General features: G+C 46.9%; 18 protein-coding genes. 17 read left to right on the top strand and 1 reads right to left on the bottom strand.

Translation table 11 applies throughout. The features are described from left to right. Positions 1-19: 19 nt before the first annotated feature. The gene (locus L1028_RS24675; protein WP_234540549.1) at positions 20-1,174 is read left to right on the top strand and encodes an acyltransferase; all 1,155 of its coding nucleotides are present in this window, start codon (positions 20-22) and stop codon (positions 1,172-1,174) included. 77 nt (positions 1,175-1,251) lie between these two features. On the opposite strand, the gene gntK is transcribed toward L1028_RS24675, so the two are convergent. Further along, positions 1,252-2,781, bottom strand: coding sequence for a gluconokinase (gene gntK, locus L1028_RS24670; RefSeq protein WP_234540559.1), 1,530 nt, complete (start codon positions 2,779-2,781; stop codon positions 1,252-1,254). A 384-nt stretch (positions 2,782-3,165) separates the two neighbouring features. Here gntK and L1028_RS24665 point away from each other — a divergent pair, with 384 nt between their 5' ends. The 16 genes from L1028_RS24665 (at position 3,166) to L1028_RS24590 (ending at position 19,578) form a co-directional block, all read left to right on the top strand. After that, positions 3,166-4,383 carry an ATP phosphoribosyltransferase regulatory subunit gene (locus L1028_RS24665; protein ID WP_234540548.1) on the top strand — a complete coding sequence of 406 codons (1,218 nt, stop codon included), beginning with the start codon at positions 3,166-3,168 and terminating at the stop codon, positions 4,381-4,383. Between the two features lie 167 nt (positions 4,384-4,550). After that, entirely contained in the window at positions 4,551-5,189 is a 639-nt protein-coding gene (gene hisG / locus L1028_RS24660) for an ATP phosphoribosyltransferase (protein WP_060626426.1), read from the top strand. Between the two features lie 36 nt (positions 5,190-5,225). Next, positions 5,226-6,536, top strand: coding sequence for a histidinol dehydrogenase (gene hisD, locus L1028_RS24655; protein ID WP_234540547.1), 1,311 nt, complete (start codon positions 5,226-5,228; stop codon positions 6,534-6,536). Next, entirely contained in the window at positions 6,523-7,131 is a 609-nt protein-coding gene (gene hisB, locus L1028_RS24650) for an imidazoleglycerol-phosphate dehydratase HisB (RefSeq protein ID WP_036687073.1), read from the top strand. Before hisD ends, hisB begins: the two co-directional genes overlap by 14 nt. A 1-nt stretch (position 7,132) precedes the next feature. Continuing rightward, positions 7,133-7,750, top strand: coding sequence for an imidazole glycerol phosphate synthase subunit HisH (gene hisH / locus L1028_RS24645; protein WP_234540546.1), 618 nt, complete (start codon positions 7,133-7,135; stop codon positions 7,748-7,750). 147 nt (positions 7,751-7,897) lie between these two features. Next, the gene (gene hisA / locus L1028_RS24640) at positions 7,898-8,635 is read left to right on the top strand and encodes a 1-(5-phosphoribosyl)-5-[(5-phosphoribosylamino)methylideneamino]imidazole-4-carboxamide isomerase (RefSeq protein WP_234540558.1); all 738 of its coding nucleotides are present in this window, start codon (positions 7,898-7,900) and stop codon (positions 8,633-8,635) included. Positions 8,636-9,311: 676 nt separating this feature from the next. Continuing rightward, on the top strand, positions 9,312-9,458 hold the full coding sequence (locus L1028_RS24635; protein WP_234540545.1) for a hypothetical protein: 147 nt from the start codon (positions 9,312-9,314) through the stop codon (positions 9,456-9,458). A gap of 118 nt (positions 9,459-9,576) precedes the next feature. Continuing rightward, positions 9,577-10,335 carry an imidazole glycerol phosphate synthase subunit HisF gene (hisF, locus tag L1028_RS24630; RefSeq protein WP_234540544.1) on the top strand — a complete coding sequence of 253 codons (759 nt, stop codon included), beginning with the start codon at positions 9,577-9,579 and terminating at the stop codon, positions 10,333-10,335. Further along, positions 10,332-11,048, top strand: a complete 717-nt coding sequence (gene hisIE, locus L1028_RS24625; RefSeq protein WP_234540543.1) for a bifunctional phosphoribosyl-AMP cyclohydrolase/phosphoribosyl-ATP diphosphatase HisIE — start codon at positions 10,332-10,334, stop codon at positions 11,046-11,048. Before hisF ends, hisIE begins: the two co-directional genes overlap by 4 nt. Before the next feature lie 14 nt (positions 11,049-11,062). Further along, a complete protein-coding gene (gene hisJ / locus L1028_RS24620; protein ID WP_234540542.1) occupies positions 11,063-11,890 on the top strand; it encodes a histidinol-phosphatase HisJ in 828 nt (275 codons plus the stop codon). Positions 11,891-11,913: 23 nt separating this feature from the next. Then, positions 11,914-12,864 carry a ribose-phosphate diphosphokinase gene (locus L1028_RS24615; RefSeq protein WP_042123288.1) on the top strand — a complete coding sequence of 317 codons (951 nt, stop codon included), beginning with the start codon at positions 11,914-11,916 and terminating at the stop codon, positions 12,862-12,864. A gap of 334 nt (positions 12,865-13,198) precedes the next feature. Continuing rightward, positions 13,199-14,935 (top strand): tetratricopeptide repeat protein, encoded by a 1,737-nt coding sequence (locus L1028_RS24610; RefSeq protein WP_234540540.1) that lies wholly within the window; start codon positions 13,199-13,201, stop codon positions 14,933-14,935. A 40-nt stretch (positions 14,936-14,975) separates the two neighbouring features. Beyond that, on the top strand, positions 14,976-15,929 hold the full coding sequence (gene trxB / locus L1028_RS24605; RefSeq protein WP_234540538.1) for a thioredoxin-disulfide reductase: 954 nt from the start codon (positions 14,976-14,978) through the stop codon (positions 15,927-15,929). A 136-nt stretch (positions 15,930-16,065) separates the two neighbouring features. Continuing rightward, positions 16,066-16,878 carry a class I SAM-dependent methyltransferase gene (locus tag L1028_RS24600; protein ID WP_234540536.1) on the top strand — a complete coding sequence of 271 codons (813 nt, stop codon included), beginning with the start codon at positions 16,066-16,068 and terminating at the stop codon, positions 16,876-16,878. A gap of 210 nt (positions 16,879-17,088) precedes the next feature. Then, positions 17,089-18,516, top strand: a complete 1,428-nt coding sequence (uxaC, locus tag L1028_RS24595; protein ID WP_234540534.1) for a glucuronate isomerase — start codon at positions 17,089-17,091, stop codon at positions 18,514-18,516. A gap of 57 nt (positions 18,517-18,573) precedes the next feature. Next, a complete protein-coding gene (locus L1028_RS24590) occupies positions 18,574-19,578 on the top strand; it encodes a LacI family DNA-binding transcriptional regulator (RefSeq protein WP_234540533.1) in 1,005 nt (334 codons plus the stop codon). Positions 19,579-19,591 lie beyond the last annotated feature (13 nt).

Genomic DNA, 19,591 nt, shown 5'->3' with positions numbered 1-19,591 from the left:
CTTAACAGGAGGAAAGATTATGAGACAAAAAGAAAGAATTCCGCAGCTGGATATTTTCCGAGCGATTGCTATTTTCGCAGTGCTAGCTATTCATGCTACCTCGCGAACGTTGGCGGAGACACTAGGTACAAACATGTTCCATCCGTTCTTATTTATTAATAAATTCAGCCAGTTTGCCGTACCTTCGTTCATATTTTTGAGTGGGTTCGTGCTGTTCTATAACTATATTGATCGTCCTCTGGGCGGAAAGACGCTGGGGAAGTTCTACAGTAGAAGGCTGCTTTATATTATTGTGCCCTATGTACTATTCTCGCTGCTATATTTCGCATTAAAAATGACGGCGGGTCATACATGGAGTTTACCTCCTGGGGAGATGGCTTCTAAGCTTTGGAAGTATTTGTGGACAGGAACAGCATATACACATTTGTATTATATTATTATCATTATTCAGTTTTACGTATTGTTTCCGCTCATTTTGTGGTGTCTGCAAAAGGTTCGTCATCTGGCGGCTTGGGCGCCGCTGATCGGATTAATTCTACAGTGGGGTTTTGTGCTGCTGAATAAATACATGACTAATCACGGGTATTGGCAGTTGTCGAAAGGCAGTCTGGCAATTACTTATTTCTCGTATTTCTTGCTGGGTGCTGGAATTGCAGTATATTATCCTTCTTTGAAAAAATGGCTGGTACCTTCACGTGAAGGCTGGCGCGCCGGTAGAGGTCTGGTATGGATTACGTTGTGGTTGTTATGGATCGTAGCAGGGGTTGTTCATGTTGAGCTATGGTTTAACAACTATACGAAGAAAACAGTCATCAATAGTTTATGGTATGAGGGTTTCTCTAACCTTCATGCGCTACTCTCTTGTGTGGTGTTGCTACAAGTCTCCTTCTTATTGTACGGAGCGGGCCGAAGCTTGATTACAAGACTGTTGTTATCTGCCGGAGCCTGCTCTTTCGGAATCTATTTACTGCACCCGTTACTGCTATTTTTCTATAGAAAATTACCGTTTCACGGAGGTTCACTTGCCTATACCGCAGCGATTGCTGGGGGCTGGCTCTTTGCGTTGTTAGGTTCATGGCTAGTAGTGGCTTTTGCCTTCCGATATTTCAAATCGACTTGGATCATCTTCGGCTCGGGTCCAAAGAAAGCGGAAACGAATTCCAAAGGTGCGTAACCTAGTTATGCGTTAATGGTAATAATGAAAGCGTCGGTCTTCCACCATTGGGTGGATTGACCGACGCTTTTTTTACCTTATTCTCCCGAATGTTCACGCTGAAATTCTGCAATGGCTTGATATTGGCTTTCGAGACTACGGTAGACAGAAATATAGATCGGTAGCAGCTGCTTGTATATTTTGGTATGTTCATCCATTGGATCATGCTTGTAGGTTGAACCAATCATGTCAAACACCACATCAAAGGAATCTACACGACCCGTAGCATAAAGGCCAAGTACAACTGCACCGAGGCAGGAGCTCTCGATGCTCTCCGGAATGATAACCTCCTGATCAAAGATATCAGCCATCATCTGCCGCCATACTGAGGAGCGGGCGAAGCCACCTGTGGCAAGGATTCTGCTTGGGCGTCCGATTTGCTCTTCCATCGCGAGCAGAACCGTATACATATTAAAGATTACGCCTTCTAAGACCGACCGGATCATATGCTCCTTATGGTGGTTCATAGTAAGGCCAAAGAAGGAACCCCGAGCATCCGGATTCCACAGCGGAGCTCGTTCCCCGGTCAAGTAAGGATGGAATAACAGTCCGCCGCATCCCGCAGGAACCTGCTCTGCAATGCGAGTCAGAACCTCGTAAGGATCGATGCCTAGTCGTTTGGCGGTTTCAACTTCAGAAGCCGCGAACTCATCCCGTACCCAGCGGAACAGCATCCCACCATTATTGACGGGTCCTCCGATTACCCAATGTTTTGGGGTTAAGTTATAACAGAAGGTCCGTCCTTTGGGATCGGTGAGCGGGTGATCCACTACGGTACGAATTGCTCCGCTAGTTCCAATCGTAGCGGCTACTACACCGGGTTCAATTGCACCTACACCGAGGTTGGACAGGACGCCGTCACTGGCGCCAATAACAAATGGGGTTGTAGGAAGCAGCAGCAGCTCCTCCTCCAGACCAGGGAGCAGCCCTTGCATGATCTGTGTGGTGGGAACAAGCCGCGAGAGTTGATCCGCAGTAATATGAGCAATCTCCAAGGCTTCTTTATCCCATTCTAGATCCTCCAGATTGAGCATGCCTGTGGAAGAGGCAATGGAATGATCGATGACGTATTCGCCAAAGAGTCTTGCGAATATGTATTCTTTTATGGAAATGAATTTATAGGTTTGGTAGAACACGTTGGGCTGCTCGTCACGAAGCCACATTAGCTTGGTGATCGGAGACATTGGGTGTATAGGTGTTCCTGTACGTAGATACAATTCATGACCGTTCAGCTCATCCCTCAAACGAAGTGCGCACCCGGCACTGCGATTATCAGCCCATGTGATGCAGGCAGTTAGGGCCTTACCCAGTTTATCAACTGCAATGACACTGTGCATAGCTGAACTGAAGGAGACGAATAGGATTGCATCCGCAGATACACCGCTTTGCCGCATAACATCAGAGATAGTATGGAAGACTGCATTCAGGATTTGCTCTGGGTCCTGCTCCGCTATTGAGGGTGAGGGCTGATGTAAAGGATATCCTACATTAGCTTGTGCAGCTATGGCTCCTTTTTCCTCGAAGAGAACTGCTTTGGTACTTGTAGTTCCAATATCAACGCCAATCATATAGGATTTAGTCACGCATTAGCCCTTCTTTCTAGTTGTAAGTAGATTTTTAGAACACTAATTACAGAATTATGAAGTACAATCATATTAGCTCATTATAGTATTGGATAAACGTAGAGGCAAAATAAAGGGATTGCCAAGTATTCGTTCGAAGTACATAAGTATTTATTTCGGAATCAGATTTTCCTTGCGAGCCATTCAACCTAGATGGACAAACTTAAGCATACAAGCATTTGAAATGAAGTTATAGCTTTATCCCGTTTGATTGACGAAAAAGCGGTGAACATGATACGATATTGAAAATACTTTAATTTGCTACCACTTTACCATAGTAAAGTTAACATAAACAATATCTAATGATAACTGACGAGGTGAACAATGAAGATGTCCAAACCAAAGGGATTTGAGAAGCCGTCTGGCGTTCGGGACTATCTGCCCCGGGCCGTAACGAAATTGCGCAAAATTGAGAACGATGTCCTGCATTGCATGAGTCGCTGGGGTTACCAGCAAATGATGACTCCAACGCTAGAATATTACGATACGGTTGGCGTGGCTAGCTCTACGTCTGACCAAAAGCTTTATAAATTGCTCAACAATCGTGGTCAGGCGCTAGTGCTTCGTTCTGAAATGACAGCTCCAGTCGCCCGTGTGGTTGCATCTCTTTTGAAGGATGAGCCATTGCCATTGCGGTTGTCCTATCACGCTAATGTTTTCCGTGCCATCGAAGAAGAGGCAGGGCGGGAAGCGGAGTTCTTCCAGACAGGGGTTGAGCTGGTAGGTGATGATTCACCTGAGGCCGATGCAGAAGTAGTGGCGCTTGCGATTTCATCGCTGCAGGCTGCGGGTGTGAAGTCTTTTAAAATCGCTATGGGACATGTAGGTTTTTTGAATGGTTTATTTCAAGAGGCACTTCCGGAATTACCGGAGGTTCAGGAGGAGTTGAAGAGTCATTTGCTGGGTCGCGACTATGTCTCTTTCCGAGAGACCCTACGGCGGCTGGATCTGACGGAAGCTCAGAAGAATGAACTGGATGGACTGTTACGTCTGCGTGGAGGCAAGGAGATTTGTGGCCAGGCGCTGGAGCTTAGCGATCATCCGCTTGCCCGTCATTCGATAGATCATTTATGCAAGGTGTGGGAGGTGCTGGTCTCTTACGGCGTATCCCAGCATGTGTTGATCGATCTGACGATGATCGGGGACTTTTCCTATTATACGGGAATGACTTTTGAAGGCTATGCAGCGGAATTAGGGTTTCCGGTATGTAGTGGAGGCAGATATGATAATCTCCTTCAGCAGTTTGGGCGTCCGATCCCTTCCACCGGTTTTTCCTTAAAAACGAATCGTATTCTCGATGGTGTGGCTGGAGCAAACGAAGAGGAAGAGCTGCCTATCTTGATCCAATATGATGCTACTCGCAGAAAGGAAGGCCTCGAAGAGGCAACACGTTTGCGGTCAGAAGGCCACGCGGTAGTGACTAGACTGGCAGCAGGTCCAGAAGAACTTGAAACGGTGAAGCGCCTAGATACGGACACGGTCGAAGCAGAGGGTGTGCGGTACGGCGAAATTTATACCTTCGTATCTTTTGTAAGTGAGCATGGCTGAGATATCGCTAGCAAGCTATAACGCCTTCGGTGTCCTTATAAGGACGATAGCGTTTATGCGAGAACTATAAGGATAAAGCATAGCGTGAAACTTATACTTTCTTATAATTTGAAAATGAGCGGTTAAGATAAATTTTGTATGGAGATGGAAAAGGAGGCAACTTAACGATGGCACAGATTTTGAAGGTCGCTATGCCAAAAGGTCGGATTTACGAAAAGGCTGCTGAGCTGTTCCGCCAAGCAGGTCTCCCGATTCCACCGGATGGTGAGGCATCCCGCAAGCTTGTTATTCCGCTGCCTGAGGCAGGCATGGAGTTTATATTAGCTAAACCAGTAGATGTACCTACATATGTAGAATATGGTGTGGCCGACATTGGAATCGTGGGCAAGGACGTATTGCTGGAAGAAGATCGTGATGTATATGAGCTGCTTGATCTTGGCATCGCTCGATGCCGGATGTCGATCATTGGATTGCCGAACTGGCAGCCGGGGATCCAGCAACGAGTAGCTACGAAATATCCAAATGTGGCATCAAAGTATTTCCGGGAGCAGGGACAGCAGGTTGAGGTCGTGAAGCTGAATGGTTCAATTGAGCTTGCACCGCTGATTGGTCTCGCCGATCGTATCGTGGATATGGTAGAGACGGGCCAAACGCTGCGGGATAACGGATTAATTGAAATGAAGAGCATATTCGAAATTACGAGCCGTCTTGTGGCGAATCGTGTGAGCTATCGGATGAAAAATGAAGAGATACAGCAGTTGTGTGATCGACTGCAGACGGTTATAGGGGAACCTAATTTGCGGTAGGTGACAGATGTTAAGGGGTAAAGGGAGGAACCAGCGATGAAGGTTGTATCGAGCAAGGATTTTAAGCTAGAGCGGGAAGTGGAGTATGGAACACCGGAGCAAAATAAGGCGGTAAAGGAAATCGTGTCTGCGATTAAAAAAGAAGGAGACACGGCGCTTCTTCGCTACACGGAGCAATTTGATCGGGTCACGCTTACGCCGAATCAGCTGCGGGTAACTCCGGAAGAGCTTCAGGCAGCATATGGTCGAGTAGAAGAATCCTTCGTATCAGCTATTCAAGCGGCTGCTGCCAATATCCGGGCTTTTCATGCTAGACAGAAACGGAATTCGTGGATGGATCTGCAGCCCGATGGTACGATTCTGGGACAGATTATTCGTCCGCTGAAGCGGGTAGGGGTATATGTTCCTGGTGGTAAGGCAGCTTATCCTTCCTCGGTGCTGATGAACGTGATCCCTGCGCAGATCGCAGGCGTGCCAGAGATCGTTATGGTAACCCCGCCATCCACCGGCGGCAAAGAAGGGATTGATCCTTACATCCTGGTTGCTGCTGCTGAAGCAGGAGTGAATGAGATCTACCGTGTGGGCGGAGCGCAGGCGGTAGCTGCTTTGGCTTTTGGTACGGAGAGCATAGCGCCGGTAGATAAAATATGTGGGCCCGGCAACATATACGTTGCGCTAGCGAAACGCGAGGTATATGGTGCCGTGGACATCGACAGTATCGCGGGTCCAAGCGAAATTGTCGTGCTCGCAGATGAGACCGCTGAGCCGGCCTATGTCGCAGCGGATCTGCTCTCGCAGGCTGAGCATGACGAGATGGCCTCCGCGATTCTGGTCACGCCATCGCAGAGCTTGGCGGATAGCGTGGCTGCCGAAGTGGAGCGTCAGCTACAGGAGCTGCCGCGACAGGCGATCGCCCGTTCATCCGTAGAAAATTACGGGGCGATCATTGTTGTGGAATCTATGGAGGAGGGAATCTCCGTAGTGAATCGTTTGGCACCAGAGCATCTAGAGATTGTTGTCGAGGATCCAATGGGCCTTGTGGGCAGCATCGAGAATGCTGGGGCGATCTTCCTGGGAGCGTATAGCTCGGAGCCTGTGGGCGACTATTTTGCCGGACCGAATCATATTATCCCGACCAATGGAACGGCACGATTCTCGTCGCCAGTGGATGTGGATGATTTTATAAAGAAATCAAGTCTGATCTATTACAGTAAAGAAGCCCTCCTGCGGGATGGGAAGACCATTATAGAGCTGGCGCGTCGAGAAGGGTTAGAAGGTCACGCACGAGCCATTGAGATTCGACTCAAGAACGAAGGAAAAGGTGGAGACGGATATGGAGAACAATAATGAACAGGCCTTGCGCCAAGCAGGATTAAGCCGTAAAACAAACGAGACGGATATCAAGCTGTCTCTTAACGTAGATGGAAGTGGAGTTTCCGAGCTGGAGACGGATGTTCCTTTTCTAAATCATATGCTGGACCTGTTTACGAAGCACGGCCAGTTTGACCTGTCAGTACAGGCGCGCGGAGATATCGAAATTGATGATCACCACACGGTTGAAGACATCGGGATCTGCCTAGGTCAAGCGCTGCACGAAGCACTGGGTGATAAAAAAGGAATCAAACGTTATGCGAGTGTTTTTGTACCGATGGATGAGGCGTTGGCGCAGGTTGTGATCGATATCAGCAATCGCCCGCACTTTGAATATCGCGCAACATATCCTTCACAGCAGGTGGGTAGCTTTTCGACGGAGCTTGTTCAGGAATTCTTATGGAAGTTCGCGCTGGAAGCCCGGATTACGCTGCATGTGATCGTACACTACGGTTCTAACACACATCACATGATTGAGGCTGTATTCAAGGCGCTCGGACGGGCGCTCGATGAAGCGACACTGATTGATCCACGTGTGAAGGGTGTGCCTTCTACGAAGGGAGTGCTGTAGCATGACTGTTGCAATCGTCGATTATGGCATGGGCAACCTGCACAGTGTGAGCAAGGCGGTAGAACGTCTCGGTTATGAGTGTGTAGTGACGGGGGAGGCCGAGCAAATTCTCGCTGCTGATAGTGTCATTCTGCCAGGTGTCGGTGCATTTGGCGATGCGATGGAGCAGCTGCGGGAAAGTGGTATGGATCTGGTAGTCAAACAGGTAGCTGCCGGAACCCAGCCGCTGCTAGGAATCTGTCTTGGTATGCAACTACTGTTTAGCAGCAGTGAAGAGCATGGCAGCCACGAAGGACTTGATATTCTCTCAGGCTCGGTGGTGCGTTTCGCTCCTAGAGATGGCTATAAGGTGCCGCATATGGGTTGGAACAAGCTGAGCTTTAGGCAGCCGCAAAGTCCGCTTTTTGCAGATCTTGATGAGGGTCATGTGTACTTTGTGCACTCGTATCATGCGCTTGTAACAAAAGAGAGTGATCTGCTGGCTGTCACCGATTATGGTTATCCAGTCACAGCTATTGTAGGGCAAGACAATGTGTTCGGCATGCAGTTCCATCCGGAAAAAAGTGGGGAGCTGGGAATCAAGCTGCTGGGGAATTTTTTGAAATATAAGAAAGTATAAGTTTCACAATACACTTTATCCTTATATTTCTCGCTTAAACGCTTACCGTCCTCATAAGGACGACGAAGGCGTTTATACTTGAAATATAAGAAAGAGCGGGCGTAAGCTGCGCAATAAATGGAATATAACGAAAGTGGGGAGCGCCAAATGTCTTCTTTTATTGTATATCCGGCGATTGATATCCGGGATGGAAAATGTGTCAGGCTGCAACAAGGGGACTACAGTCAGGAAACGATATACAATGATAGCCCACTAGAGGTGGCAAAATCATGGGAAGAGCAAGGCGGAAAGTTCATTCATTTGGTGGACTTAGATGGCGCGAAAGCAGGTCATCCTGTGAATGATGCGATTATCGGCGCTATTGCTGCTAATGCTAATGTGCCTGTTCAGGTGGGCGGTGGCCTTCGTAATCTTGCGGACGTGGAAAAATTGCTTGGGCTTGGCGTTAGTCGGGTTATTATCGGAACTGCTGCGATTAACGATCATGCTTTTACCGAAGCGGTATTGGCTAAATACGGTGATAAAGTAGCTATCGGTATTGATGCGCGCAACGGTTATGTTGCGACACATGGCTGGTTGAACACCTCTGAGGTACGTGCTGAGGATCTGGCTAAGGAATTGGCTGCAAAAGGAGCCGAGACGTTCATTTACACCGACATCTCCCGCGACGGGATGATGCAAGGGCCGAACGTGGAGGGCATTGTGTCCATGGCGAAGGTCAGCGGTAAAACGGTGATCGCCTCCGGCGGAGTCACCAGTCTTGATGATCTGTTACGCCTGAACGTGCATAGCGGTAGCGGTGTGGGTGGAGCTATTGTTGGCAAGGCGTTGTACACGGGCAATATTGATCTTTCCGAAGCTTTGCAGGCGCTTGGGCAGAAGTAGTGCTGAGTATGTGCGTTAGTTGACGAACCTGACTAATTAACTCGTTCTCACTCTGTGAAAAGTCTCATTTGTGGTTTTGGTTGTATTTTGTGCAATAGAAAGTTGCTTAAAGAGAGTGAATGCTTGTTTGATTGCACTTTGTACAATCAAAACAATAAAAAGCCCTCATTTTCGAGGATTTCTCAGGAATCTATTGCATGAAATGCATTAGACAGCACAATTTGATTGTTTGAGGTCTATTCTATTGTACAGAGTGCAATAGAACGTTGAACCATGCTGCGGTACGGACATTACTCCTCAGCTGGATGATATAAGTGTACTTCATACAACTATTGTTCCAATTAAGAGCGTGTTTGCTAATTTAATTGTATTTCGTGCAGCTATAAATGAGAGTTGAGCTTAATTCTAAGCTCATTCCCAGATTTAATTGTACGAAATGCAGTTAAACACCTGGTTTGCTGGACGGACGGTGAAATAACTGCACAATGTGCAACTAATTATGCTTATTACTTCATGAGCGCGAGCCCATAGGCCGCCTATACGAATGTGGTCTTACCGGTGTCGCGAGTCCGCATCCTGTTAGGAGCAAGAATCGTGGAAACATAGTGATTATAGAGTGTTTGTCTAGCTTGGGCTTGCAGGCGGCGTAAGCCCGCCGACCCGCAGGGGCAAAAACGTGGAACACGAAGGTGTTATGGGCTTAAGTTTGGGTTTAGGTTTGGACTCAGGTTTGTGGTTTAGCTTTGCTCTTGCAGGAGCACCAAGCGTCCAAGCGGCCCCAGAGGGGTTAGCGATCACAGCTCAAACTCACCTGAGTACGTAATGGTCATGCCCACGTCAACAATCCGGGTGTCCAGAGGGCCGGGGCCCTTGGGGTCCCCCTTGGCTAAGGGGGATTTAGGGGGATCGAAAAAGCCTTTGCAATAAAGGAGGGATTTATTATGTTAGCAAAACGTATCATCCCCTGTCTTGACGTTAAGGACGGACGGGTAGTTAAAGGCGTTAACTTTGTGAATCTGCGCGATGCCGGAGATCCGGTAGAGCTGGCGGCGCTGTATGACCGTGAGGGTGCAGATGAGCTTGTGTTTCTCGATATATCGGCTTCCGTAGAAGGCCGAGCGACCATGATTGAGGTTGTGCGGCAGACCGCAGGTGAGATCGCTATTCCTTTTACAGTGGGTGGAGGGATCTCTACACCTGATGATATGAAGCGGATTCTTCGCGCAGGTGCAGACAAAATCGGTATTAATACAGCCGCTATTACAAATCCACAGTTAATTCTGGAAGGTGCGCGCCGTTTTGGCTCTCAATGTATTGTGGTAGCAATAGATGCTAAATATAACGAGACCTTTGACGAATGGGAAGTGTATACCCATGGTGGGCGCAAGCCCACTGGTATCCGTGCTCTGACCTGGGCGAAAGAAGCTGAAAAGCTGGGTGCAGGCGAGATTCTGCTCACAAGTATGGATGCAGATGGCACGAAAGATGGCTTCGACCTGAAGCTGACCTCAGCAGTAAGCGACTTACTTAGTATCCCTGTGATTGCTTCTGGCGGCGCTGGGAAGAAGGAGCATTTTTACGATGTATTTACGGAAGGGAAAGCCGATGCGGGACTGGCGGCGACCATTTTTCACTATAAAGAGATTGCCATTAACGACTTAAAGGCCGACTTGAAGCAAAAAGGGGTAGAGATCCGATGAGCGAAACAGAAAAGAATACACCCATTAGCCAAAAAGAAGCGCTGGCCGGCATTCGCTGGAATGAAACAGGTTTGGTGCCTACCGTTGTGCAGAATGCTAACACACTAGAAGTTTTGATGGTTGCTTATATGAATTCTGAATCATTACAGCTCTCCCTGGAGAGTGGCCAGACCTGGTTCTGGAGCCGCTCGCGCAGCGAGCTTTGGCACAAAGGTGCAACCTCAGGCAACACACAAGCGATTATCTCCATATCCTATGATTGCGATAGTGATACACTGCTCGTGAAGGTTGTCCCTGAAGGACCAGCTTGCCATACTGGAGCTACGTCATGCTTTTTCCGTGACGTTCCTTTGAATAACCAAGCCGAGGAATCTCAGAAATCGGTAGCTACTAGCCTTACCGATGGTGAGCGGTTTGCTGTTCTGGGTGAGCTGGAGCGCGTGATTGCTGAGCGGGAGGTAGAGCGACCAGAAGGCGCGTATACAACTTATTTGTTCGATAAAGGTGTCGATAAGATCCTTAAGAAGATAGGCGAGGAAGCCTCCGAAACGATTATTGCCGCCAAAAATAAAGACAATGCCGAGCTGCGTCTTGAAGTTAGTGATCTGATCTACCACTTACTAGTACTGCTACAGGAGCGCAAGCTTCCGCTGGATGAGATCATGGAAGAGTTGAGTACCCGCCACGAGCGCCCACGCCGGGACCAGTACTAGGGAGGGAGCTGACGATGCATATCGATTACCACACGCATCATGAGCGCTGCGGTCATGCCGTGGGCAAGCTTGAGGAGTATGTGCAGCGTGGGATAGCGCTTGGAATTCAGCAGCTAGGATTATCCGACCACTTGCCGCTCATCCATATCGATCCCGCTAGCTATTATCCTGAAATGGCGATGCCAATGGCTGAGCTGCCTCGTTATGTGGAGGAGTGTCTGGCGCTGAAGGAGCGCTATCGTGGAGTCATAGACCTGCGGGTAGGGCTGGAAGCAGATTATATTGAAGGCTACGAGGATCAAATTCATGAGATTTTGTCGCCGTATCCATGGGATTATCTTATAGGCTCTGTGCATTTTCTTGGGGAGTGGGATATCACGGATTACCGCCAGGTTCATGGTTGGGAAGGAAGAGATGCGCTAGAGGTGTATCGTCTTTATTACGATGCGGTAAAGAAGTCGGCGTTATCGGGATTATATGATATTATAGGACATATGGATGTTATTAAGCGGTTCGGCTATGGTCCACAGACACCAGAAGGCAAAGCAGAGGTGACAACGCTGGAGCTGGAAACCTTAAAGGTTATAGCGGATAGCGGAATCGCCATGGAGCTGAATGCTTCAGGACTTACCAAGCCATGTGCTGAGATGTTCCCGGCGGAACATCTGCTACAGGAGGCTTTTAAGCTCGGTATACCGCTTACGCTCGGCTCGGATGCACATAATCCTGCCAAGCTTGGTGACGGCTTGCAAGAGGCACGTAGCATGCTTTGGCATACAGGCTTCCGTGAACTGGCTGTATTTGAGGGACGCCGTCGTACCACTGTTCCGTTCAAACTATAATTTATAATCCGCAGGAGGGTATTATGCATCATCAACAATTACGTATTTTTTCCGGTTCGTCGAATCCAAAGCTGGCGGCAGATATTGCAGAGCGACTTGGTGTTGAATTGGGGCAGATTAAACTGACCCGTTTCATGAGCGGCGAGATTTACGTGCATTACGAAGAGAGCATCCGGAACTGCGACGTATTTTTGGTGCAATCCCTATCCCATCCCATTAATGAGATGTTCGTGGAACTGCTCGTGATGATAGATGCTGCTAAGCGGGCATCGGCGCGTACAGTTAACATTATTGTGCCGTATTATGGATACGCTCGACAGGAACGTAAGTCTGCACCTCGTGAACCGATCTCGGCTAAGATGGTAGCTGATGTACTTACGACCGCCGGCGCAACCCGTGTGATCACTATCGATTTGCATGCAGCGGCAATTCAAGGCTTTTTCAACATTCCGGTCGATCATCTGACTGCTCTCGATTTGATCAGCAGCCATTTGAAGGCCAAGGCTATGTCTGATTTGGTCATTGTTTCTCCGGATGCCGGACGTGCATCTATGGCTGAGAAGCTGGCGAATAAGCTGGATTCACCTTTTGCCATTATGATTAAGAAGCGTCCAGCCCATAATGAATCGGTAATCACTCATGTCATTGGTGATGTCGAGGGACGCACACCGATTATTATCGAAGATCTGATTGATACAGGGACTACCATTGTGAATGTGGTAGAGGGTCTGAAAGAGAGAGGTGCGAAGGACAGCATCGTCTGTGCGACACATGGATTATTCTCAGGACCTGCGCTTCAGCGGCTTGACCATCCTTCAGTTCAGGAAGTGGTCATTACGGATTCTATTGCGCTGCCGGATGACCATTCAAGTCGGTTTACGGTCTTATCGGTGGCACCGATGCTTGCACAAGCTACACGTATTATTCTTGAGGGCGGGTCGATCGATAAGCTTTTCAGAGACGCGGGAATTTAATTCCCCGTCTTTTTTTAAATATAAGAAAGTATAAGTTTCACACCATACTTTATGTCTTATATTTCTCGCATATACGCTTACCGTCCTTATAAGGACGCTGAAGGCGTTTATGCTTGTTTTTACGTGAAAAAGTTGCTGTTTATGGAGTGGTAGAGTCTTTCTCAACTTGAGAATCTCGCGGTCACATGTGGTATACTGTGTGAAGATAGCCGCACCCATAAAGGGAACGGAATAGCGATTAAGTTTGGAGCTCCGGTATACCCCATTGGGCGCCGTCCTCCTATTTTTTCGTTAGTATAAAAGGAAGCTTCTTATAAGGGGGTGCCTTGCTTCCATGATGGAGAGAACTTCAGAGTATGAGGAGAATGATAATGTTATTCCTGTCACTCTGAATGCCAATTTTTTCTTTGAAAGAGCCGTTCGGTCCTTGGATCGCTTTCAATATGATAAGGCATTAAAGAATTTTCGCAAAGCTGTAGAGTACGAACCGGAGAACCCGGTGAATCATTGTAACGTAGCAGGCGTATTATCAGAGATGGGTAATTATGAGGCGTCTAACGACATTTTGACCCATGTGCTGGAGAATATTGATCCTGGAATGACGGAATGTTATTTCTATATGGCTAACAACTTCGCTAATATGGAAAGCTATGAGGAGGCAGAACGCTCACTCGTTACTTATCTCGAAGAAGATGTGAACGGTGAGTTTCTGGACGAATCGGAAGAATTGATGGAACTTCTGCAATATGAGCTGGATCGTCCTGCACCGCTTATCCGGATTAAAAGCCGGGAAGGGGTAATAGAGCATGAGCGGGCACGAGCGCTGTTGGAGGAAGGCAAGTTTACACAAGCCGTTACTTTGCTTGAAGAGATTGTGAGCAATACGCCAGACTTCTTGGCGGCGCATAACAACCTAGCCCTTGCGTATTTCTATATGGGTCGTTTTACCAAAGCCAAAGAATGTATTATGCGGGTGCTTGAACAGGACTCTGGGAATTTGCACGCACTTTGTAACTTGGCGATCTTTCTGCAGTACGAAGGTGACCGGGGGCAACTGGCTGGATTGTTACGTTTGTTAGAGACGACCATTCCTTTTCACCAGGAGCATTTGTTCAAAATGGCCACTACCATGGGGATTCTGGGACGGCATAGAACCGCCTATAGTCATTTTCGTCGCCTGCTGAAGGATGAAGAAGTCGGCGGTGACGCCAGTTTGTACCATTACTGTGCGGCAGCAGCAAGTAATAGCGGTCTCTATGCAGAGGCTCAACGTTGCTGGCAAAAGGCTGCTAAGCTGGATCCGGAATCGGCTGTGCCGAGATTTTTTCTGGCCCAACTGCAGCAAGCACAGGGCGAAGGCAAGGCGTTGTCTCCAATCAGCTACAACTATCAGCTCCCATTTCAAGAGCAGCTGAAGCTGTGGAAGGACAATAAAGGCAGCTTTGCCGAAGAGGTGCGGAACAATCCGTTGCTTCGATCTTCCTTCTTCTGGGCGCTCCGCTACGGTGATGCCAATACGAAGCTCCAAGTTACGGAAGCTCTGCGGTGGATCGAAGATGAAGAAATGTCCGAGATTCTGCAAGGACTTCTGAAGCAACAGCCATTGCAGGAAGAAAAGCTTCAAGAAGCTGCACTTCTTAGTCTACAACGACTGATTGGTAGTGTTCCGGAGGAAAATGTACTTCAGGAAGCCAAAGAAGCTTCTACTGCGCGTCTGAAGGGATTGCCGGAATGGAGAGAAGATTGGCAAAAAGTCATCGACCAGACGGTAAGTATGATGGACCGGAGATTTGATGCCGTTCAGAAAAAAGATGCTGAATTACTTTGGAAGCAATTCGTGAGTAGCATATATCCAGATGTTCCTTTTATCCGTCAAACGGAAGGCTGGTGTGCTGCCTTAGAATATCTGATCGCAAAAATGCATAACCTTCCAATCACCTACCGCGAGGTAGCTCAGCGCTACGACGTTTCCGTGTCGATGGTCAGTCGTTATGCTCGGCGTATCGATGATGAATGTAGTTTTCAGGGAAGTGTGAGCGACAGTCTTCCCCCGTTTACCGAAAATATCTAAATTTTTAATGCATAAACCCTATTGTGAGGAGGCCACTGTTATGTACAAAACGATTGTAATCGGAACAGGCCCGGCCGGGCTTACTGCTGCTATTTATCTGGCACGCGCCAACCTTAACCCACTTGTAATTGAAGGGATGCAGCCAGGTGGACAACTGACAACGACAACGGAAGTTGAGAACTTTCCAGGTTTTCCTGAAGGGATTCTCGGCCCGGATTTAATGGACAACATGCGGAAGCAGGCTGAACGTTTTGGTGCTGAATTCAAGAATGGTTGGGTGGATTCAGTGGATTTTTCACAGCGTCCATTTAAAGTGACAGTAGATGGTTTGGGTGTATTAGAGGCAGAGTCGGTAATTATCTCTACCGGTGCTTCTGCCAGATATTTAGGAATACCAGGGGAGCAGGAGAATGTGGGCCGTGGGGTCAGCACTTGTGCTACTTGTGATGGCTTCTTTTTCCGGAATAAGAAGATTATCGTAATCGGTGGAGGAGACTCCGCGATGGAGGAAGCCAGCTTCTTAACAAGATTTGCTTCCAGCGTAACCGTGGTTCATCGTCGTGATGAGCTCAGAGCTTCGAAGATCATGCAGGATCGTGCACGCGATAACAGTAAGGTTGCGTGGGCACTTAATCGTACACCGCTTGAAGTAACAACCGGCGAGTCTGGAGTTAAGGGGCTGACGGTCCATAACAATGAGACAGGGCATGAAGAACTCATCGAAGCGGACGGAGTGTTTGTCGCTATTGGTCATACGCCGAATACCGGATTCTTGGGCGGTCAGATTACGACGGATACCAATGGTTATATTGTGGTAAATCCAGGTACTACTGAAACGAACATTCCGGGTGTATTCGCTTGTGGCGACGTACAGGATACCCGTTACCGTCAAGCGATCTCCGCAGCAGGCACCGGCTGCATGGCAGCAATGGATGCTGAGAAATATCTTGAGGGCACGATGGTACATGACTGGAGCGAAAACTTGGGTAGTTAATTTATCGAGAATTCGTAGTCTAATGACTTGTAAGCAGGCAATCCTTTTCCTAAAGGTTGCCTGCTTATTTGTTAATCAATGCCGATCTTATCAGCACTTGAGAAACTTTACACATATATATCCCGTAAAACATTTCATGAAATCATGGGGAGTGATGAGCATAGATACTATGGATTGGATGAAACAAAGTAAAAGTTTTAATAAGGCTGCGGATTATTACGATGTATTTAGACCCAGTTATCCATCCGAGGTAATTGGTTGTATTGAAGCTAATACCTCTCTTCACGTAGCTTCAAAAATACTAGAAATCGGAGCGGGCAGCGGAAAAGCTACGGAATTATTTTTGAATCGTGGATATGAACTCTTATGTATAGAACCAGGGGCACGGTTAGCGGAAATTGGCGTGCACAAGCATAGAGATAAAAAGTTACAATATGTAGTCACTCGATTTGAAGATTGGGAGGAGCCCCGAAAAGGCAATGATTTGGTGTTCTCTGCTCAAGCCTATCACTGGGTTCCACAACCTGAGGGATATAAGAAATGTGCCGAAGTGCTTAAGCCGAACGGGCATTTAGCTCTTTTTTGGAATTTCTATTTATGCGGAGATAGTAAGTTGGATAAAGAGGTTGCTGAGCTTTGCAATCAATATCATGCTTTTACTATTTCCAGCAAAGAAGAGATAGATAGAAGAATAAATAGTACTTCAGATGAGATATCAAATAGCGGATATTTTGAGGCACCGTCCATTTATAAATTTCCATGGTCTCATAAAGAGGATGTCGATAGTTTCATTGGTTTCTTAAATACTACGAGCTCTTTTCTGGTTCTTTCGGAATCAGAGCAAAATAAATTTATTGCTGAGCTAAGGCTGCTTTTTTCTAACAATGGTGGGGTTGTGTGCAGATATTATATATGCTGCTTGTTTATTTCATCTCGGAAGTTAGAATAACTGTAACAATGTCCTTAGAAAAAACTTGCGAATTTTAAAAATGCGTTTACAATGAAAATATAATGTTAACGTGAACAATTCTTGAGAAACCATTTTGTATTCATTAATTTTAAGTTTAAAATAATTATAAAGAAATCATCTGATTAACTAAATGTTCACGTTAAACTTTGTGTAACTCCCATTCGAATTTAAAGGAGAGCAGCAAAACTCATGAGCAAAAAATTTATGGATGAGAACTTCCTATTGTCGAGCGAGACCGCCATTAAGCTGTTTCATAATCATGCGAAAGATATGCCTATTATCGACTATCATTGCCACCTTAGCCCAAAAGAGATTTATGAGAACAAGACGTTCAACAATATTACCGAAGCTTGGCTGTATGGCGACCATTACAAATGGAGAGTGATGCGGGCAAATGGTGTAGAAGAAAAATACATTACCGGTGACGCCAGTGATTATGATAAGTTCTTGGCATGGTCTAGAACCGTTCCTAAGATTATCGGGAATCCACTCTATCATTGGACACATCTGGAGTTGCAGCGTTTCTTTGGAGTATATGATTTGCTAAATGAGGCTAATGCGCCGAAGATTTGGGATGAAGTGAACAGACAGTTGCAAGGTGAAGGGTACGGAGCAAGAGACTTGATCATTAAATCGAAAGTAACTGTTGTATGCACCACCGATGACCCTGTAGATCATCTTGAATATCATGGAAAAATTAGCAGATTGAGTGGATTCGATGCCAGCGTAGTTCCGGGGTTTCGTCCAGATAAAGCCCTTGAGATTAATCGTCCTACCTTCAAGCCTTGGGTAGATCAGCTAAGCGAAGTCTCAGGAATGGATGTTGAGAATTATGGTCAGTTTCTAGAAGCATTGGAGAGCAGAGTAAGATTTTTCCATGACAGAGCGGGTCGTGTATCCGATCATGCTTTGGATGCAGTAATGTTTGAGCCCGCTACCTTGGAGGAAGCTACGGCTATATTCAACAAAGCGCTTCGTGAAGGCGCTGTAAGCGAGAGTGAAGAGAAGAAATATAAAGGGTTCACCCTTGTGTTCCTCGGCAAATTGTATAGCGAGCTGGATTGGGCCATGCAATTCCATATCCATGCACTACGCAATAATAACAGCGTAATGTTCGGACGACTCGGCCCTGACACCGGCTATGATGCCATTAATGATGGCGTGATTGCTAAGCCGCTGGCAGGTCTATTAGATGCGCTGGATCGTGAGAATGCGCTTCCTAAGACCATTTTGTACTCCCTGAATCCAAATGATAATCATGTCATTGCTGGTCTAATGGGCTGCTTCCAAGGAGGCGGCATTCCAGGGAAGATTCAATTCGGGACGGCATGGTGGTTCAACGATAACAAGGACGGCATGCTGGAACAGATGAAGACGCTCGCTAACCTCGGTGTACTTAGCCAGTTTGTAGGGATGCTAACTGATTCCAGAAGCTTTTTATCGTATACCAGACATGAGTACTTTAGAAGAATTCTATGTGATCTTGTAGGCTCTTGGGTAGAGGTCGGAGAAGCCCCGGATGATATGGAACTGCTGGGCGATATGATTGAGAATATCTGTTACAATAACGCTGATCATTATTTCAATTTCTCGAAACAGGCATTGGTGACTAGGTAATCGATATGATATCCTTACATGGAAGAGCCAAACCCGTTTAATAAGGAAGGTTGACCCATGGCACCTACAATTAAGGATATCGCCAAACTGGCGAATGTTTCACATACAACTGTATCGAGAGCACTTAACAACAGTCCCCTAATTAAAGAAGTCACACGTAAAAAAATTGCCGAGATCGCTGCGCAAGTGGGTTACGTCCCCAATTACAATGCCAAAAGCCTTGTGATGCAGCGATCATATACCATTGGCTTGTTCTTCACGAGTATTGCCAACGGCACAACTTCTGGTTTCTTCTCAGATACGATTCGTGGTGTAAATAGTGTCATAGATGTAGAGTATAATCTGTTCATCCGTGGGATCGATGATTATGCGGAGTATTCTTCTATTCATCGCAAGCGTTTTGATGGAATTATTCTAATGAGTCAAAGCGAAGCAGATAATAAATTCATTTACCATGTAGTACAGCAAGGCATTCCAATCGTTGTGCTGAACCGACAAATTGATGACCGTTCCATTATCAACATCATCTCGAATGACCGGGAGGGCGCTTATAATGCAGGTAAACACCTAATTGAGGCTGGGCATCAAGACATTGCGATCATTGAAGGTGTTGAGGGTTTTAAATCTACGCAGGAACGCAGAGACGGTTTTATAAAAGCATTGATTGACCATAATATCCCTGTGCGTAACGACTATATGAGAAGTGGTAATTACGATATGCAAAGCGGATATGAGGCGATGGGCAAGCTACTGGATTTGGAGAAACCACCGACGGCAGTATTTTGTTCCAATGACGATATGGCGATCGGGGCTATGAAATCTGTGTTCGAGCGGGGGCTGCAGGTGCCGAACGATGTTTCTATTGTTGGCTTTGATGATAGTGGATTTTCGCTATTTGCGAATCCTTCGCTTACCACGGTTAAACGTCCTATTGAGAAGATTAGTGAGCAAGGTGCACGCCGGCTGTTAAGTTTAATCAAGGAACCTATAGAGAATGACGTGCTAATCTCGATCGACACGGAGTTTATTGCGAGAGAATCGGTTAGGAAGCTGTCAAAATAGCAGGTGGACGTAT

It is taken from the genome of Paenibacillus pseudetheri, from assembly GCF_924513355.1.
GTDB lineage: Bacteria > Bacillota > Bacilli > Paenibacillales > Paenibacillaceae > Paenibacillus_AQ > Paenibacillus_AQ pseudetheri.
This window is presented reverse-complemented; position numbering and strand designations above follow the sequence as displayed.

Excerpts from the sequence above, each read along its gene's own strand:
- L1028_RS24610 (WP_234540540.1), top strand. The coding sequence starts at position 13,199 with ATGATGGAGAGAACTTCAGAGTATGAGGAGAATGATAATGTTATTCCT.
- trxB (WP_234540538.1), top strand. The coding sequence starts at position 14,976 with ATGTACAAAACGATTGTAATCGGAACAGGCCCGGCCGGGCTTACTGCT.
- hisB (WP_036687073.1), top strand. The coding sequence starts at position 6,523 with ATGGAGAACAATAATGAACAGGCCTTGCGCCAAGCAGGATTAAGCCGT.
- hisF (WP_234540544.1), top strand. The coding sequence starts at position 9,577 with ATGTTAGCAAAACGTATCATCCCCTGTCTTGACGTTAAGGACGGACGG.
- L1028_RS24600 (WP_234540536.1), top strand. The coding sequence starts at position 16,066 with ATGAAATCATGGGGAGTGATGAGCATAGATACTATGGATTGGATGAAA.
- L1028_RS24615 (WP_042123288.1), top strand. The coding sequence starts at position 11,914 with ATGCATCATCAACAATTACGTATTTTTTCCGGTTCGTCGAATCCAAAG.
- gntK (WP_234540559.1), bottom strand. The coding sequence starts at position 2,781 with ATGATTGGCGTTGATATTGGAACTACAAGTACCAAAGCAGTTCTCTTC.
- hisJ (WP_234540542.1), top strand. The coding sequence starts at position 11,063 with ATGCATATCGATTACCACACGCATCATGAGCGCTGCGGTCATGCCGTG.
- hisD (WP_234540547.1), top strand. The coding sequence starts at position 5,226 with ATGAAGGTTGTATCGAGCAAGGATTTTAAGCTAGAGCGGGAAGTGGAG.
- uxaC (WP_234540534.1), top strand. The coding sequence starts at position 17,089 with ATGAGCAAAAAATTTATGGATGAGAACTTCCTATTGTCGAGCGAGACC.
- L1028_RS24590 (WP_234540533.1), top strand. The coding sequence starts at position 18,574 with ATGGCACCTACAATTAAGGATATCGCCAAACTGGCGAATGTTTCACAT.
- hisH (WP_234540546.1), top strand. The coding sequence starts at position 7,133 with ATGACTGTTGCAATCGTCGATTATGGCATGGGCAACCTGCACAGTGTG.
- L1028_RS24665 (WP_234540548.1), top strand. The coding sequence starts at position 3,166 with ATGTCCAAACCAAAGGGATTTGAGAAGCCGTCTGGCGTTCGGGACTAT.
- L1028_RS24675 (WP_234540549.1), top strand. The coding sequence starts at position 20 with ATGAGACAAAAAGAAAGAATTCCGCAGCTGGATATTTTCCGAGCGATT.
- hisA (WP_234540558.1), top strand. The coding sequence starts at position 7,898 with ATGTCTTCTTTTATTGTATATCCGGCGATTGATATCCGGGATGGAAAA.
- hisG (WP_060626426.1), top strand. The coding sequence starts at position 4,551 with ATGGCACAGATTTTGAAGGTCGCTATGCCAAAAGGTCGGATTTACGAA.
- hisIE (WP_234540543.1), top strand. The coding sequence starts at position 10,332 with ATGAGCGAAACAGAAAAGAATACACCCATTAGCCAAAAAGAAGCGCTG.